This is a genomic window from Acinetobacter sp. 3657 (assembly GCF_031456775.1).
In the GTDB taxonomy this organism is placed as follows: Bacteria; Pseudomonadota; Gammaproteobacteria; order Pseudomonadales; family Moraxellaceae; genus Acinetobacter.
In genome coordinates this window covers 439060-457218 of record NZ_JAVDVH010000001.1, presented here as the reverse complement: position 1 = coordinate 457218, position 18159 = coordinate 439060, and the positions used below count along the sequence as shown (strand labels likewise).

At 39.9% G+C, this 18159-nt stretch carries 16 protein-coding genes; 8 read left to right on the top strand and 8 right to left on the bottom strand.

The features are described 5' to 3' along the window. Positions 1 to 21: 21 nt before the first annotated feature. Positions 22 to 531, bottom strand: a complete 510-nt coding sequence (locus J2Y37_RS02095) for a hypothetical protein (protein ID WP_349031688.1) — start codon at positions 529 to 531, stop codon at positions 22 to 24. A 164-nt stretch (positions 532 to 695) separates the two neighbouring features. Between J2Y37_RS02095 and J2Y37_RS02090 the strand changes: the two genes are divergently transcribed. Further along, positions 696 to 2186: an amidase family protein gene (locus J2Y37_RS02090; protein ID WP_349031687.1), complete on the top strand. Its 1491-nt coding sequence runs from the start codon at positions 696 to 698 to the stop codon at positions 2184 to 2186. Here J2Y37_RS02090 and J2Y37_RS02085 read toward each other — a convergent pair. Next, positions 2183 to 3361 carry an MFS transporter gene (locus J2Y37_RS02085; RefSeq protein ID WP_349031686.1) on the bottom strand — a complete coding sequence of 393 codons (1179 nt, stop codon included), beginning with the start codon at positions 3359 to 3361 and terminating at the stop codon, positions 2183 to 2185. The genes J2Y37_RS02090 and J2Y37_RS02085 overlap by 4 nt on opposite strands. Before the next feature lie 220 nt (positions 3362 to 3581). After that, positions 3582 to 4970 (bottom strand): amino acid permease, encoded by a 1389-nt coding sequence (locus tag J2Y37_RS02080; protein ID WP_349031685.1) that lies wholly within the window; start codon positions 4968 to 4970, stop codon positions 3582 to 3584. A gap of 355 nt (positions 4971 to 5325) precedes the next feature. Between J2Y37_RS02080 and fahA the strand changes: the two genes are divergently transcribed. From fahA to J2Y37_RS02060, 4 genes are all read left to right on the top strand, one after another. Then, entirely contained in the window at positions 5326 to 6633 is a 1308-nt protein-coding gene (fahA, locus tag J2Y37_RS02075; RefSeq protein ID WP_349031684.1) for a fumarylacetoacetase, read from the top strand. Beyond that, positions 6620 to 7252 carry a maleylacetoacetate isomerase gene (gene maiA / locus J2Y37_RS02070; RefSeq protein WP_349031683.1) on the top strand — a complete coding sequence of 211 codons (633 nt, stop codon included), beginning with the start codon at positions 6620 to 6622 and terminating at the stop codon, positions 7250 to 7252. The genes fahA and maiA overlap by 14 nt, the downstream gene beginning before the upstream one ends. 16 nt (positions 7253 to 7268) lie before the next feature. Further along, positions 7269 to 7820 carry a VOC family protein gene (locus tag J2Y37_RS02065; RefSeq protein WP_349031682.1) on the top strand — a complete coding sequence of 184 codons (552 nt, stop codon included), beginning with the start codon at positions 7269 to 7271 and terminating at the stop codon, positions 7818 to 7820. Positions 7821 to 8180: 360 nt separating this feature from the next. Further along, a complete protein-coding gene (locus J2Y37_RS02060) occupies positions 8181 to 8960 on the top strand; it encodes an IclR family transcriptional regulator (RefSeq protein ID WP_005196748.1) in 780 nt (259 codons plus the stop codon). An 83-nt stretch (positions 8961 to 9043) separates the two neighbouring features. On the opposite strand, the gene hppD is transcribed toward J2Y37_RS02060, so the two are convergent. After that, entirely contained in the window at positions 9044 to 10099 is a 1056-nt protein-coding gene (hppD, locus tag J2Y37_RS02055) for a 4-hydroxyphenylpyruvate dioxygenase (RefSeq protein ID WP_004670871.1), read from the bottom strand. 702 nt (positions 10100 to 10801) lie between these two features. Between hppD and J2Y37_RS02050 the strand changes: the two genes are divergently transcribed. Then, a complete protein-coding gene (locus J2Y37_RS02050) occupies positions 10802 to 12472 on the top strand; it encodes an FMN-binding glutamate synthase family protein (RefSeq protein ID WP_349031681.1) in 1671 nt (556 codons plus the stop codon). A gap of 28 nt (positions 12473 to 12500) precedes the next feature. Here J2Y37_RS02050 and J2Y37_RS02045 read toward each other — a convergent pair whose 3' ends face one another. Genes J2Y37_RS02045 through J2Y37_RS02030 form a run of 4 tightly spaced genes read right to left on the bottom strand, consistent with a single transcriptional unit; the run spans position 12501 to position 16228 of the window. Beyond that, positions 12501 to 13529, bottom strand: a complete 1029-nt coding sequence (locus tag J2Y37_RS02045; protein WP_004670867.1) for an alpha/beta hydrolase — start codon at positions 13527 to 13529, stop codon at positions 12501 to 12503. Continuing rightward, positions 13529 to 14656, bottom strand: coding sequence for a YdcF family protein (locus tag J2Y37_RS02040; RefSeq protein ID WP_349031680.1), 1128 nt, complete (start codon positions 14654 to 14656; stop codon positions 13529 to 13531). The genes J2Y37_RS02045 and J2Y37_RS02040 overlap by 1 nt, the downstream gene beginning before the upstream one ends. Positions 14657 to 14664: 8 nt before the next feature. Next, on the bottom strand, positions 14665 to 15699 hold the full coding sequence (murB, locus tag J2Y37_RS02035; protein WP_349031679.1) for a UDP-N-acetylmuramate dehydrogenase: 1035 nt from the start codon (positions 15697 to 15699) through the stop codon (positions 14665 to 14667). 16 nt (positions 15700 to 15715) lie between these two features. Then, positions 15716 to 16228, bottom strand: a complete 513-nt coding sequence (locus J2Y37_RS02030) for a low molecular weight protein-tyrosine-phosphatase (RefSeq protein ID WP_349031678.1) — start codon at positions 16226 to 16228, stop codon at positions 15716 to 15718. A gap of 200 nt (positions 16229 to 16428) precedes the next feature. Here J2Y37_RS02030 and J2Y37_RS02025 point away from each other — a divergent pair, with 200 nt between their 5' ends. Both J2Y37_RS02025 and J2Y37_RS02020 read left to right on the top strand, forming a co-directional pair. Further along, complete coding sequence (locus J2Y37_RS02025; RefSeq protein ID WP_005196735.1) at positions 16429 to 17589, top strand: iron-containing alcohol dehydrogenase; 1161 nt, start codon at positions 16429 to 16431, stop codon at positions 17587 to 17589. Further along, positions 17586 to 18026, top strand: coding sequence for a thioesterase family protein (locus J2Y37_RS02020; RefSeq protein WP_349031677.1), 441 nt, complete (start codon positions 17586 to 17588; stop codon positions 18024 to 18026). The genes J2Y37_RS02025 and J2Y37_RS02020 overlap by 4 nt, the downstream gene beginning before the upstream one ends. Positions 18027 to 18159: the final 133 nt, after the last annotated feature.

The window sequence follows — 18159 nt, the reverse complement described above, 5'->3', positions numbered from 1 at the left end:
TTATTTATTGAATTAAATGGTCTAAGGTAAAACACGGCGTAAAGTTGCAAAGCATTTTTCGCCTTTCTCGTTCGCACAGAAATCAATGGTATGTGGGTTCGACCATTTTACAAAGTATTGAGAAACTTCCCCAGTTTGATCGACTTGCTGACCTGAACAGTCAATTTCATTATTATCATATTTGATTTGTAGGATCAGTGCTGGCAAACGCTCATTATGATCCTCTGACGGCTGATAGTCATACATGCCATACGACCACTCTTTGCCACTTTTCACCACAACTTCATTCATTCCACGAAAGTTATAGTATTCAACACATTTTTTATTATTGGGTATTTCCATTCCCCACAACCCCATAATTTCAGGGCGATTAGTGACACGTATATTATTCACCGAAGTCATAGCTTGAGCTGTTACTGCCTTCGCGTTTACTGCTGTTTCAGCGATTGCCCCTGTTGAGCAAGCCCACAATAATCCAATAATATAAATATTTTTCATAGATTTAATTAAGTTATCATCTAAACTTTCCATGGCTTTAACTTAGCATATTTTTGAGTAAAAACACTGAAACATAACCATATCAACACAATATTTTTGTGCTGATATTTATTTGATTGTTCAATCGGTTTTTTAAGGTATTCTTATTGAATACAAATATTTAATTTATAAAAGTTTAGCTTTAGGGATATAAAGCCATGAAATTTTCTGAATACATCCAATATGATGGTTTAGGTTTAGCTGAGTTGGTCAAAAATAAGCAAGTTCATCCATCAGAGTTACTTGAAATTGCATTGCAACGCACAGAACAAATCAACCCTAAACTAAATGCAATCATTATCCCAATGTACGAGCAAGCCAAACAACGCGCCCAGCAACAACGTACAGGTCAATTCGCTGGTGTTCCATTTTTAGTGAAAGATTTATTTCAAGAATATCAAGATATACCAACCTCTTTTGGTAGCCATGCACTTAAAAAAATGAATTACACACCAGACTTTAATGCAGAAATCGTCAATCGTTGGGAACAAGCTGGAATTGTCACATTTGGGCGAACCAATACCCCTGAATTTGGAATCAAAGGTATTACTGAACCTGATGCTTGGGGCGCTTGTCGCAATCCTTGGAATTTAAAACACAATAGCGGTGGCTCGTCAGGCGGTTCTGCCTCGGCTGTCGCTGCGGGTTTAGTCCCGATTGCAGGCGCTGGTGATGGCGGCGGATCAATTCGTATTCCTGCATCGTATTGCGGTTTGTTTGGACTAAAACCAAGTCGCGGACGCACGCCATGGGGACCTCAATCAGGTGAAGCCATGCATGGTGCAGCGATGCAGCATGTGTTATGTAAAACCGTGCGTGATAGTGCGGCTATGCTAGATGCGGTGCAAGGTCCTGAACAAAGCTCACTTTTTACGATTCAAGCACCTGATCAAAAATATTTAGATATTATCCAACAAGCACCGAAAAAACTGAGAATCGCTTTTAGCACGCATTCACCCATTGGAACAAAAGTTTCTAAAGACGCGATTCAGGCTGTTCAACAAACTGCCAATCTTTTAGAATCGTTAGGACATATCGTGGTCGAAGATCGTCCAAACATAGATGGCTTAGCGCTGGCGAAAGACTTCATCACAACGTGGTTTAGTCAGTTCACTTATATGCAAGCACAAATCAAACACATGTCTGGCTCAACAGATGCTGATTTCGAGCTTGATTCATTAGCCTTAGCTGCCTTTGGTGCAAAAACAACGGCAACCGAATATATTCACACACTCAACAATTGGGGACTGTATAGCACCCAAATGAATATTTTCTTTGGAAAATACGACCTATACCTAACCCCAACAACAGCATCGGTCGCGCCTAAAAATGGTGAGGTTGCCACACCTGCTTGGCAAAAACCAATTTTGAAAGCTTTATTAAAAGTTGGAAAAGCACATTATCTCGCGCAAGGCAAACTGGTCGAGAAAATGGTGCAAGATAATTTAAGTTGGGTTCCCTTTACTCAATTAGCCAATGTCACTGGTTTACCTGCCATGTCCGTACCGCTGTATTGGAATAAAAATGGTATGCCTTTGGGTAGCCAGTTTATTGCACCCTTTGGACGTGAAGACCGTTTGCTACAACTTGCGGCACAACTTGAGCAAGCGCAACCATGGATACCACAATATAAAAACATTCAGATTTAATTTGATTGCTGTGCTGTCGTTTCCACCTGATTCGGCAGCCAAACCACAAGCATTAAGCCAAACAAGACAACGACACTGGCACACAGAAAAATGGTCGGACCCGAAAGAATCTGCCAATAGTACCCTGCCAACAAACTTCCTGAAGCAACGCCCAGCCCCCACATGGTGCTGTACAACGCTTGACCTCGACCCTGTTGCTCTGCTGAAAAGTTTTGGAAAATCACTTTCATCGCAATCAAATGAAATAGCCCAAAACTAAAGGCATGCAAACATTGTGCTAAAAGTTGCCCGATGAAATTGGTGTCTAATATTCCCACGAGAAACCAGCGAAGACTGGTAAATAAAAGACAAATAACCACCAAGTTCCGCCATGAAAAACGGGTGAAAAACAGTCTTTGTGCCACCGCAAACATCACAATTTCAGCGATAACACCCATTGCCCAAAGGCTGCCTATCTGTGTTGTGCTAAACCCGATTTCTTTGAGAAAGTTGCTATAGAAACTATAAAATGGTGCAAGTGAAAATAATAGAATAAACTCGATCGTAAAGAATGCTGCAACCAGTGGTTTTTTTAGTACGGGCAATAACGGTTCTAATTTTTTCTGAGAACTTGGTGCGTGTTCAGGTTCTTTAATACTGAATGACCATAGAAAAGCCAAAAATGAAACCGCTAAAAGTAAGATAGGTAGCATTGAGATGGGGATGATTTCTAATAATGCTCCAATAGCGAACACCCCAACAATAAAACCGACCGAACCCCACTTTCGCACTTTTCCATACAGTTCAGCGCGTTTTTCACCTAACCAAAAGAGTGTCACACCTTCAAACTGCGCCAAGATCGCATTTTGAAAAAAACTAAAAATCAACATCAGCAATGCCACAGATTGAAAGCTATTTGGAATCACAAAAATAGCAAACCAAATACAGGCTTCCATCCATGTGGCAATACGCACCAATAGCATTCGTTTCCCTGATTTATCTGCTATCCAACCCCAAATCAGCGGCGCAAAAAAACGAGTAATGATTGCAATAGAAGATAGAATACCGATTTCTTGATAATTAAAACCCTGATCTTGCAGATACAGGTTCCAATAAGGCATGAATGTTCCAACGATTGCATAATAAAACAGGTAGAAACCACCCAATCGAGTTTGAATACTTAAAGAATGAAACAATTCAAAAGCCTTTTAATGAGCAACGAGATATCAAGCCAAAAATGCAAACTTATTTTAGATTGATGAACCAACAATTCTAGCTTAGATAAAACAATAATACTTCAACCAAAGCATGGACGATTTGTTGTTATGAACATTGGTAGCCATATTTCAGCCATTACAAAAAAATAGGGCTGAAAACGAATTCAACCCTATTGATATAAAAACTTAGCAATAACCTTTAAGCATCAGTTCCTAAAGCCATACTTGATTCTGCGTTTTTCAATTTTCTCAGCTTAAAGACATAGGTCAACATTAAGCAGAGGATCCACGCAGGAATCATCATCACCGCAATACGCATATCTGGTGAAAGTGACATCACCACAAGAATACCCAGCATAAATACGATACAAAGATAATTACTAAATGGATAAGCAATACTTGGAAACTTTGTGGTCTGCCCTTGTATTTGCATCGCTTTGCGGAACTTAAGATGTGTCCATGAGATCACGATCCAGTTAATCACAATCGCTGCAACCACCAACATCATCAACAAAGCAAAGGCTTTTTCTGGAAATAGATAGTTGATCAATACACATAATACCGTTACGAAAGCGGATACCAACACAGCATTGGTTGGGATACCACGTTTATTGATCTGTTTTAAAAACTTTGGTGCATTGCCCTGCTGCGCCAAACCAAGCAACATACGACTGCTGCAATAGCTTGTGCCGTTATAAACAGAAACTGCGGCTGTCAAAATGACAAAGTTCAACATTGTTGCCACACCGTGGCTGTCTAATGAAGCAAATACCATCACAAATGGACTGCCACCCTCGATCATTTGATTCCAAGGGAATAATGCAAACAAGATGAACAGCGTTGCGATATAGAAAATCAAAATACGGTAAATAATTTGATTTACAGCCTTAGGTAAGGTTTTATCTGGATCACGTGCTTCAGCCGCCGTGATACCAAACAATTCGATCCCACCAAATGCAAAGATAATCACAGCCATTGCCATGACTAAGCCTTCAATACCAAATGGAAAGAAACCACCCAATGCCCAAAGGTTGCTTATACCAGCCTGTGGACCTGCCGTACCCGTTGCAAGCAAATAAGAACCAAAGCCAATCATGGCTAAGATGGCTAAAATTTTGACGATAGAGAACCAAAATTCCATCTCTCCAAACAGCTTCACATGCAATAAGTTAATGCCGTTGATTAAGAGAAAAAAGGCCAATGCCGATGCCCAAGTTGGGATTTCAGGCCACCAATATTGAATATAGAGTCCAATTGCTGTTAGCTCAGCCATACAGACGAGAATATTGAGTACCCAATAATTCCAGCCAGACATGAAACCTGCAAACGAACCCCAGTATTTATTCGCAAAATGACTAAATGAGCCACTAACTGGCTCTTGAACCACCATTTCACCTAACTGTCGCATCATTAGAAATGCAATTAAGCCTGCGATTGCATAACCTAAAATCACTGACGGACCTGCCAGCTTAATAGATTGTGAAATACCAAGAAACAGTCCTGTACCAATCGCACCACCTAGCGCGATAAGCTGGATGTGCCGATTGCTCAAACCATGTTTCAGGTTTCCTTGCGATTGTTTTGACATATGATTATTCTCATCCTTGTCACGTAATTTTCTTGTATTAAATTACGTATATCATAAATTAATCCAAAATGCCTATAGTTGATCGAAAAATAATTAATTTACTTTTCTCGTAACCGCGCATATAAGCAGAAAATTCAACAAATAACAATAATTATGTTATGTGTAATTAAATTATGTATTGCGTAATTATTTATTTTCAGTATGATAGAAATCATAACGTTCACTCCTCTTGCGAGATCAAGCTGAAAGAAACTTATAATATTTTCAATATATCTATATATTTCAAACAATTGATCAATAACGTGAGAAGCTTAAAGGTAAATCCTGAAAAAATTAAGACAAGGAAAGCAAAATCATGACACAGCATTTAACTTCTTTTCTTGAGATTAACCCTCAATCAGATTTCACAATGCATAATTTGCCGTATGGCATCTTTAGTGAAATAGCTCAACCTAATAAACGCGTTGGTGTTGCCATTGGCGACTGGGTGATTGATCTTGCGGTATTAGAAACACACGGGTTATTACAACTTGATGGAAATAAAGACTATTTCAATCAACCGACATTGAATACATTTATTGAGTCAGGCAAACAAAACTGGCAAAAAGTGCGTCAAACCCTACAAAACTTATTGTCTATAGACAACCCAACACTACGTGATAATGCCGAACTACGTAAACTGGTATTATTGCAACAAAATACGGTAACTTTACACTTACCCATTCATGTACCTGGCTATACCGATTTCTATTCATCTAAAGAACATGCCACCAATGTCGGTACCATGTTTAGAGATCCTAAAAATGCCCTTCTGCCTAACTGGAGCGAACTTCCAGTTGGATACAATGGACGAGCGAGCTCAGTCATCGTCAGTGGTACAGATATTGTTCGCCCATCAGGACAAATCAAACTCCCAAATAGCGAACGTCCAATTTTCTCAGCAACACGAAAACTCGATTTTGAATTGGAAACTGCATTTATCGTGGGCAAAGCGACTAAGCTTGGTCAGCCTATCTCGATAGAAGATGCATCAGATCATATTTTTGGTATGGTTTTACTCAATGACTGGTCAGCACGTGATATCCAACAGTGGGAATACGTACCGTTAGGACCATTCAATGCCAAAACTTTTGCTAGTGCTATTTCTCCATGGGTGGTAACGATGGAAGCACTGGAACCTTTCAAAGTCAAAGGTCCTGTGCAGCAACCACAACCACTCGGTTACTTACAAGAAAATATCGCCAATAGCTATGACATTCATCTCAGTGTCGAAGTACAAACGCCACAATCGCCAAAATCAGATGTGATCTGTCAAACCAATTTTAAATATATGTATTGGTCGATGGCGCAACAACTGACACATCACACTATCGCAGGTTGTAATGTGCAAGTTGGCGATCTGATGGGCTCAGGTACCATTTCAGGGCCAACCGAAGACTCGTACGGCAGCTTACTTGAACTAACGTGGAATACCACCAAACCATTAACCCTTTCAAATGGTGAAACACGTGGTTTCTTAGAAGATGGCGATCGCGTCGTGATGAAAGGTTATTGTGAGAAAGATGGGATTCGGGTCGGTTTTGGTCAAGTCGAAAATACCATCCTTGCAGCACATAAGTTTGAATTTAATCAAACTGAGGAAGAGAGCTATGAAACTGTATAGCTATTTCCGTAGTTCCGCTGCATATCGCGTACGGATTGCATTGAATATAAAACAGCTTGCCTATGAAACTCAGCCGATTCATTTAGTGAAAAATGAACAACAGCAGGCAGATTATCAAGCACTGAATCCAAGCCGATTGGTACCGACACTAGTGGATGCCGATCAGACCTTGTTGCAGTCCATCAGCATTTTGGAATATTTGGAAGAAGCCTATCCTGAGGTCGCTTTATTGCCAAAGAATCTTGCGGAAAGAGCCAAAATTCGCGCCTTTGCACAAGCCATCGCCTGTGATATTCATCCGCTCAATAATTTAAGAGTGTTGAAGTATCTACAACAGGATCTTTCGCTAAGCGATCAGCAAAAAAGTAACTGGTATCAACATTGGATGTTGCTCGGCTTTCAGAGTTTAGAAGCACAGCTTCAGGATTCTAATGGGCAGTTTTGCTTTGGTACACAAGCCACATTTGCTGACTGTTGTTTGATTCCTCAAGTCTATAACGCAAAACGTTTCAAAATTGATTTAGCTGCGTTTCCAAAGATTGAATCCATTTATCAACACTGTTTAACGCTTCCTGCATTCCTGCACGCAGCCCCAGAACAACAACCAGATTGGGAATAAAGATAAAAGGAGTTTTATGATGAGCTTTGCAATTAAAAAAATTCACCACGTCGCCTACCGTTGTCGAGATGCGAAAGAAACCGTGGAATGGTATAAAACCATGCTGAATATGGACTTCATTTTAGCTTTTGCAGAAGATCACGTCCCTTCCACTAAAGCCTTTGATCCTTATATGCATTTATTCCTCGATGCAGGTCAAGGCAATGTCTTGGCATTTTTTGAACTGCCAACGCAGCCTGAAATGGGACGCGATGAAAACACGCCACAGTGGGTGCAACATATTGCTTTTGAGGTTGAAGATCACGCCAGCCTATTAGATGCAAAAGCACACCTTGAAGCACACGGTGTGAAAGTACTGGGTGTCACCAATCACGGTATTTTCCATTCGATTTATTTCTTTGATCCAAATGGTCATCGCCTAGAACTCACTTATAACGATATACATGCCGATGCCAAAATTGCACGTATTACCGAAGAAATGAAGTCAGAAATGCTCGACGAGTGGAGCCGTACTAAACGCGCTCCGCACCATACCCATTTCTTACATGAAGATGAGTTAGGTGCTTAGAGGTGCGCTATGCAAATGCAATGCTGAAAGATAATGCCAGTAAAAAGGCACTTTTTCAGCATAGACGCATCGCATAAACAATGTGGGGATCGGCATTGAAGATATATTGACTTCAATGCCGATTTTTTATTATCTAAATATAGGCAAATTGATAAATGAGAGGCATATTCTGCTGTGATACAAACGAAATGCAATTCCATGCGAAAACAAATGTATGCTTATACGATTCACCTATTTAAGTCATTTAAAAAGATGATTTCTATTTTGCGGGATGCTCAGGCATTATGTGCAGAACTCGTAAAATCGAATACCAAGATCAAACCGATACTGCTAGATGAAATGTAGATGAAGGGTTATTGAATGATTGAAGAAAAGTTATCTGGTGGGGTTCAATCACTTGAGGTGGGATTATCCGTTCTCAATGCCCTTTTGGAACATAATAAACCGATTATTTTAAAAGAGCTGTCCAGTCAACTTGATATGCATCCAGCCAAAGTACATCGTTATCTGGTCAGCTTGATCCGTATGAATTATGCAAAACAACTGGAAGGTGGTCAGTATGCATTAGGCGACCAAGCTTGGCGTTTAGGGCTTAGCTGTATTCAACATACTGATGTCTTACAACTGGTTCAGCATCTAATCTACGATCTACAAAGTAAAATTGGTTGTGGTATTCAAATCAGCAAATGGTCGCCTAAAGGTCCGTTAGTCGTACAATCGATTGAATCAAACCACCCGATTTCAATTGTAACCAAAGTCGGCTCAACCATGCCTTTGGTCAACTCCGCGGCAGGTCGTATTTTTGCATCGTATTTGCCTGAAGCTGTGATTCAACCGTTGATGTATGCCGAATGGGAAAAAGCGGCACAAAATCACTATCCAATCAAACCATCGAACTGGGATGAGTTCTTAGCACTCAAAGAAACCACGCTACAGCATGGTATGGCGATCGCGCAAGGTGATCTGCTGGTGGGCATTAATGCTGTTGGTTTACCAATATTTAATGCGCAACATGCCATGGAGTTTTGTATAGTTGCTTTGGACAGTGAAATGTTCCTACCTGTACATGCGGGCAGTGAAAAACTCGAATTATTCAAACGTGAAGTTGCAGCAATCAATCAGTACATTAAAACGCGTTAATTTTTAAATCATCTTTTCGTCCTAAAAAATCAAAAAAGCCAAGAATTGATTCTTGGCTTTTTAGTATGGATTTTTCGAGATATTTATTTGGCTTCTAATACACCACGACGAATCTGATCACGTTCAATCGATTCAAATAATGCTTTGAAGTTACCTTCACCAAAGCCATCATCATCTTTACGTTGAATGAACTCAAAGAAAACTGGTCCAAGCATATTTTCAGAGAAAATCTGCAACAACAGCTTCTTCTGACCATCCTTAGTATTGCCGTCTAATAAAATACCGCGCTTTTGTAATTCATCCGTCGGTTCACCATGTTCAGGCAAACGCTCTTTCAACATTTCATAATAGGTTTCTGGCGGTGGCGTCATGAACTTAAGCCCTAAGCCTTTCAACTTATCCCATGTCGAAATAAGATCATCGGTAATGAATGCAATATGTTGAATGCCTTCACCATTGAAGTCTGCTAAGAACTCAGCAATTTGACCATTGCCTTTGTCTGAGTCTTCATTTAATGGGATACGAATCAAACCATCAGGCGCAGTTAAGGCTTTAGAGGTCAAACCGGTATATTCACCTTTGATATCAAAATAGCGAATTTCTTGGAAATTAAAGATTTTTTCGTAGAAATTGGCCCAATAATCCATGCGTCCTTTATACACATTATGGGTTAAATGATCAATTTCATTTAAACCAGCACCGCGTGGATTACGCTCAACATCATCAAAGAAAACGAAATCATTTTCATAAATATCACGATCTACGAGGAAAATCGGCATACCACCGATGCCTTTAATCGCTGGGATATTCAGTTCCATTGGCCCTGATTGAGAATGCATCGGTTCTGCACCTAGCTCGACTGCATTCTTAAAGGCTTTTGCAGCATCACGAGTTCTAAAACCCATTGCACATGCTGAAGGACCATGCTCTTTAAAGAAAAATGAAGCATAAGATTCAGGTTGATAATTCAAAATGATATTGATATTACCTTGGCGCCATAAATAAACTTTTTTAGACTTGTGTTTTGCAACTTTTGAAAAACCAATTGTTTCAAAGATTTGATCTAATCCATTTTCCGTCGAAACAAACTCAATAAAAGCAAATCCACATAGTTCTAATGGGTTATCTAAAATGTCCATCTAGTTTCCCTTATCCTTTTTGAGATAAATTCATCCGTTTTTAATACTAAACAGCATGATATCGATTTCTAAATGATGATTTAAACAATGGCTCTCATCGTTAACATCATCCAAAAGATCACAACATGTGTAAGCGTTAACAGAAAAGGCATACGGTGTTTTTATATATTGGTCAAAAGCATCCGTGTTAAAGCCTTTTCTTTTCCTTAAGTAAGCCAAATACAACGCTAAAAAAGCATGTCTAAGCATTGGCTACCAACTTAAAATTAATGCTACAAGAAAGATTAAATTTATGCAATACATAATTTAATTATGTTATGTGTAATTATTTCGATTTACACGGACTCAACTCTGCTTAATCAAACACCCTATATTGCGGGATCAGCGTGATTTAACGATAAATAGATTTATATCTAAATCCTACCTTGGTCTCAATACAATAAAACATGAATATTCCACTAAATGAATAGCAAAATGTATAAATAACCTCGAAGTGCGTCAGCACGTTCAAAGTTCACTAAGCAATAAAAAGATGTGTAGTAATAACCATCTAAGAAGAATATAAAGTTTGATGTATGTGCATTGGAATTGATTTTAGCCGCTTTAAGAGAATCATTCTCAGACCTAACAATTCATTACTTGTAGTTATATCTGGTTCTTGGCATGGTTGCTTCATTGTTTAATGATAGGAATCTCTTGCCTATGGCTAGTCCAGCACAAGCGATAAGACATAAACTACTCAACACTTTCTTTTCAAGACATTCTGTTTGGTTTCTTTGTATTTTTATCGCTTTAAGTATTACTTGGTTCAAAGCAACGTACACTCCACATACCATTTACTATTTTATTTCTGACACGCTGCTAAATGGGCTTTGGCTAGTAACAACGATACTCAGTCTGGTTGGTTTATACGATTTACTGCAAAAGAAACATGCCATATTAAGAAACTATCCAATTTTAGGTCATTTCCGTTTTATTTTTGAAGATGTACGTCCTGAAATCCGCCAATATTTTATTGAGTCAGATCAAGATGCGTTACCTTTTTCGCGGATGCAACGTAGCCTAGTCTATCAACGCGCCAAAAATGAAAATGCAGATAAACCATTTGGTTCAATCATCGATGTGTATGAACCGAACTATCGCTTCATCGTCCACTCTATCGCGCCATGCCCGCCTGCTGATCCAGCCTCATTTCGTGTTCAGATCGGTAATGCCCAATGTCTTCAACCCTATAGTGCCTCGATTATGAATATATCAGCAATGAGCTTTGGGAGTCTAAGTGCCAATGCCATTCGAGCATTGAATCAGGGCGCAAAAATGGGGCATTTTTATCACGATACTGGTGAAGGTAGCTTGAGCCCTTACCATTTAGAAAATGGCGGAGATATTGTTTGGCAAATTGCCAGTGGCTATTTTGGCTGTCGCACGCCTGATGGACTTTTTGATCCTGAGAAGTTTGCTTTACAAGCTAAAAATCCACAAATTAAAATGATTGAGGTGAAACTATCACAAGGTGCTAAACCGGGTCATGGTGGAATTTTGCCAAAACATAAAATCACTGAAGAAATCGCACATATTCGTGGGATTTCCAGAGATCATGACTGTGTTTCACCCTCTAAACATCCGAGCTTTAGCACGCCAATTGAAATGATGCATTTCATTCAGCAACTAAGAGAGCTGTCTGGTGGTAAACCTGTTGGTTTCAAGCTGTGTATTGGGCAGCCTTGGCAGTTTATGAGTATCGTGAAGGCTATGCTCGAAACTAAGATTGTGCCTGACTTTGTGGTGGTAGATGGTTCTGAAGGTGGTACAGGTGCTGCGCCAATTGAGTTTAGTGATTACATCGGCACTCCATTAAGAGAAGGTTTACGTTTCGTACACAACACCTTGACCGGTGCTGGTTTACGTAGCCAAGTGAAAATTGGCGCAAGTGGAAAGATCATCAGTGCATTTGATATCGCCAGCACTTTTGCTTTAGGTGCTGATTGGGTCAACTCCGCACGTGGGTTTATGTTTGCTGTTGGCTGTATTCAAGCGCAAAGCTGTCATACCAACCAATGCCCTGTTGGTGTCGCTACACAAGACCCAGATCGCCAAAAAGCGATTGATGTGCCAAGTAAGTCCGAACGCGTGTTTAGTTTTCACAAAAACACCTTACATGCATTATCTGAAATGATAGCCGCCGCAGGTTTAAGTCATCCATCCGAGATCAAAGCCCATCATTTAGCACAGCGTATGAATGATCGAGAAATCAAAAACTATGCGCAAATTCATTTCTTTCTCAAAGAAAAGGAATTGCTACAGAGCGATTTAGATGATGACGAGAATTTCTACTATCGAATGTGGAAAATGGCAGATGCCACTAAGTTTTAATAAAAACTAAGCTAAATAGCAATCACCACTAGTAATAGTGGTGATTTGGTTTGGCATGTAAGAATGCAGGAATGAGCCCTGTCAGTGCAGCACGAATATCGGCACGCTCATTAATCAATTGATGTGAGCCTTCTTCTAACATCAATAAAGTCTGCAATCTAAATTTACGCCGAATATATTCAATGTTATAACGCCAATCCACGGTTTGATCGAGCGCTCCTTGTGCTAACCAAACAGGGATACGACAAGCGGGTCGCTGTTCCATTTCCAACATCCATTTCGACATCGCGAGTATCCAATCCATTCCCATCATACGAGGCTGTAAAGGATCTTTAAGTCGAATAAAACGAAGGAACTCAGGGTTATGATTATTACGGCGGAAATGTCGTGGCACTTGGCTTTTGATCCTGCGAATAATGCCTAGGCCGACAGAATTATGCCACCACGCTGTTTTCGCAGGTCGAATCAATGGTGACAACAACAACACTCGATCAACGATCGGATCTTCCCGACGCTCAGCGTACGCCAGCAAATGATGCATCCAAATCGCACCACCGGTACTTTGCCCTATTCCTAACCATGGTTTTGGTAATTGTTTAGCGTCACGAACCGCATCATAAACGGCATGTAATACCTGTTGGTAATGGTCAAAGTTTTGAATACTTGCCGCTGAACCATCACTCAAACCATGTCCCGGTAAATCGTAAGTAACAACACTAAAGCCTTGATCCAATATCTCTTTAATGATCGGCTGATAAATCCCACTATGCTCTAAGTACCCATGCAACAAGCAAACAGTACCTTGTATCTTGGATTGTTTCGGTTGAAAGACTTGTACATGAACACGGAACAATGGCATTTCGACATAACCTTGCCACTGATCACACTCCAGCGAGTCCAATCCATACAACTTCTGGTAAGCAAGTAATGCTTTAGGTGCTTCAAAAGGTTGATTTAGATCTAAAGCTTCAAGGATTTGAGGCGTGGTTTCACGATTTGGAATAGGTAAATCAAGTTGTTTTAAAATTGTCGGATTTAAAAATGGAATATTGGACATTATGGTATCTCCCGACAATCACTTGAACCAAATAGCACATCACGAATCGTGGCAAGCATTTCATAATTTGCACGGCGACTATGATCATAGTTTTTTTCACTTGGGCGCCAGCGGGTTAAAGTTGTTGGCATCGGCGCAACGACAGGAACAGTCTCTATACCATTCAAAGCGAATAACCGTCGGGTACGAGGCATATGATACTCATCAGTAATCAAGATGACTTTGGGTGCGCCACCTTTCTTTTGCAGTAAAAGCGAACTGAAGCGAGAGTTTTCACAGGTATTCATACTTCTATTTTCAAGTAGTTTCGCTTCAAGACCTCGCTCTTCTAGCCAAGCTTGCATATATGGCGCTTCTACTCCACTAAGCACAATAGGCAAATCGTACTGCTTCTCAACTTGCAATGTTCGCTCTAAGCGCAAGCGTGTGTAATTATTTACCACAATGTCTTTGCCATTTGCACCAAGCGTCAACCCACCACCCAATACCACAATCGCATAAGGTTCAGTGCTGTTTTTAGCTTCAACAATGCCGTCTTTATTCTTTTCAAGTTCAAGTAAATCTTCTTTACTCGGCCCTTCTTGCTCCTCAACGATCGGCAACTCAATCGGATATGTTTCTAAAAAAACGACATACTTTTCCATTAACACCAAATTATCAGGTGTATTAAATTGTAAAAAATCAATAGGTGTACTCGCAGCAGCGACACGCTCTTGCGCTTGTTCTACTTGATCATTACTTAACGGAATAATTGGCTTTTTTTCCTGTTCGCTTTCTTTTTCTTGTTCATCAACAATAAGTTGTTGTAGCAATTTATACCGCGCCTGAATGAGCTTTAAGTCTTCAGAACTCTCTGGTTGAAAACGCTTTTCGATTAATTTGAGATATGCTTGTCGAGCGATCCATAAGTTGGAACCCGGTTCCAAGTTTTCATGTTCACTCAAAGCAGCGGATTTTTGGCTTTGAGCCGCAACCTCATTGACATCCACTGAAACAAAGTGATTTAACCCCTTCACCATCAGTTGAGAGTAAAATGGCGAATATAAAAAAAGTACAAAACAGCCCAATAGCACGAATAGTATTGTTATTACGCGTACTAAACTGACCATCCAATGTACTTTAGCCATAGATCTCCTCATGCATTATGGGCTTGGATTAAACCTTGTTCACTATATAACACAGGCTCAGGTTCCAATTGAATACTAAACTTTTGTTTTACATCACTTTGTACAGCATGGTAAGTATTTTTAACATCGGCTAAAGTCGCCTCAGCATAATTCACCAGCACCAATGCCTGCTTATGGAACATACCAACTGAACCCAATTGCTTGCCTTTCCAACCACTTTGATCAATCAACCAACCTGCTGCCACTTTAACATTGCTATTTGCTTGTGGATAATGAGGAATGTTTGGAAATTGTTGAGCAATTTTGTCAAATTCAGTTTGTGAAAGAATGGGATTTTTAAAAAAACTTCCCACATTTGGAAATGCTTTCGGATCGGGCAATTTACTTTGACGAATATGAATCACCTGATTTTGCAGATTTTCCGCCGTCAACTGATCTGCCACCGCTTGTTTGAGATCACCGTAATTTAGCTTTAAATCAGCATGCTTCAATAATTTAAAAGTAACACTGACAATAATGTAGCGATTCGGTTGATCTTTGAAAATACTATGCCGATAAGCAAAATGACAATCTTGGGCTAAAATTGAATCGAACTGCTTTAATTCACGATCATAGACTTGTACAGATTCAATAAATTCACCGACCTCAACACCATAAGCACCAATATTTTGTACAGGTGAAGCGCCCACTAAACCCGGAATTAAAGCCAAATTTTGTAAACCAAACCAGTTCTGCTGCGTGCTATATAAAACAAAATCATGCCACACTTGACCAGCGCCAACCGTCACAGTCACTGTATTTTCATCTTCAGCAAGCAGATCAATGCCTTGAATATTGAGGTGCACCACCAACGCTTGAAGTTGCTGTGGCAACAATAAATTACTGCCACCCGATAAAACCAAAACATTTAAACCTTGTTGTTCAGCGAACGCTAACGCCTCAATAACATCATGCGGCTGATGAATTTGAATATAGTGTGAAGCGATCGCATTCAGGTTTAAGGTATTTAAATGTTTAAGCTGAACTTGCTGTTGTACATTCATGTCGAATGAGATCCTATTACCCTGCTTTGATGTGCTGTTTAAAAATATTCACCCATGCTTGGCTACTCGACTCACATTGATCAAGCACTCGATCAAAGCCATCCGCCCCACCATAATACGGATCAGGAACGGCTTGTTGAGTAAATAACGGATCGTGCTCACTCATCAATGCTATTTTTGCACGGATTTGATCAGCCCCAAATTGTCGAACGGCTTTAGCCATGAGTGATTGAATATCTTCAAAATTTTCATGATCCATTGCTAAAATAAGATCAAATTCAATGAAGTCTTCTAATCGCAATTGTCTTGCTCTTTGCGTAGAGAGATCATAGCCGCGCAGCTTGGCGTGATGCTGGCTCCGTGTATCTGGTGCTTTGTTCGGATGGTAGTTACTTGTTCCAGCTGAATCGACCAATACGTCTAAAGCATGCACATCACAATAATGTCTGAGAATCGCTTCTGCTGTGGGTGAGCGACAAATATTTCCCAAACAGACACATAACACCCTATAGGGCATTTTCGATGGCATAATCACCTCAACGCTACACTTTTTGACAGCGTCTTATGTTAATTTATTTGAGCAATGAAACCTATAGTCACTTGATATAAAAATGTTGTATTTATTAGGGTTTATTAACATTTCATCTATGATTATGAGAGAGAATATTTTAGCTTAGCGCGTAATTGATTTATAAAATGCAAATAAAGTTCAAGTATAAGGATGTATCTATGAATCCATTTCAATTTCAAACCGTTCCGAACATTATTGCGGGACTAGGTTCGATACAAGAACTTAAACAGGTTTTAGCACAACACCATTATCACAAAGCGCTTTTAGTGACAGATGCGGGCATGATCCAACATCAACTGCATCAGCCGATTATACAAATATTCAATCAAATCTCCCTCGACCATATTATTTACTCCGATATTCAAGCTGATCCACCAGAACATATCGTATTAGAAGCAGTTGATTTTGCGAAAAAAGAAAAGATTGATGTGATTATCGGTTTTGGTGGCGGCAGTTCAATGGATGTCGCTAAAATCATTGCTTTACTCGCACATCCAGAGCAACAGCAGCACCTCAGTGAAATCTATGGTGTAAATCAAGCCAAAGCCCCTCGTTTGCCGCTTATTTTAGTTCCAACGACTGCTGGAACAGGCTCTGAAGTGACACCAATTTCAATCGTCACAACAGGTGCGACAACCAAAATGGGGGTTGTTTCTCCGATACTTTATGCTGATGTTGCTATTTTAGATGCAACGTTTACAGCAGGTCTGCCTGCACATATCACGGCTGCAACAGGTATCGATGCGATGGTACATGCCATTGAAGCCTATACCTCAAATATCAAAAAAAACTTTTATGCCGACATATTGGCGAAGAATGCACTTCAATTACTCAATCAAAATTTAGCCAAAGTGCTCAAAAATGGCGCTGATTTAGATGCTCGTCAAAATATGCTGATCGGCTCAATGTTGGCAGGTCAAGCTTTTGCGAACGCACCTGTCGGCGCTGTGCATGCTCTTGCTTATCCTCTGGGTGGACATTTCCATCTTTCACATGGACATACCAATGCTTTGGTGCTTATTGAAGTATTGAAGTTCAATGTGCCAAAAGCTAAACATTATTACGCCGAGCTCATGCAGCTGCTCGACCCACGAAGTACAGGCTGTACGGATGGATTATGTGATCTTTTCATTGATCACATGCAAAATCATTTAGATCAAAGTGGTCTAACGCTTAAATTAAAAGACTTGGATATTGCAGAAGCAAAATTGCCACAACTGGCGAAGGATGCCATGCTTCAAACGCGATTATTGCAAAATAATCCACGAGCTATGACCGAACAAGATGCTTTACAGATTTATCAGGCGATTTATGCATGAGTAAACCGATTTTAAAAAACCGTGACCAATTCAAATTCTTTTTGGATATACAAACCCGTTGGGCAGACAACGATATTTATGGCCATGTCAATAATGTGACCTACTATAGTTATTTTGATACCGCAGCCAATTCATTGTTGATTCAAAAAACAGGTTTTGATATTCATCACAGCGACGTGATTGGTCTGGTGGTTGATTCAGCCTGTAGTTTTTTACAAGAACTATCATTTCCAGAAATCATTGAAGTGGGTGTCGCAATTGGAAAAATTGGCAATTCATCGTTACGTTATGAATTGGCGATTTTTAAGCAAGGCCAACAGCAAGCCGCCGCACAGGGGCATTTTGTTCATGTCTTTGTAGATCGTGCGAATCGAAAGAGTACGGCAATTCCTGAAAATATGCGCGATGTGCTTATTGAATATTTACTAACAGACTAAGGTTTTTTGACATTTCACCTTACCAGCTATAGCTCTCATTGTAACATGGGACATTTCTGACAAATGTCCCTGTCCTATCCACAGTATAGAACCATATAACGCAAGGTCTTTACGAAGTTTCAAACGCTTCCAG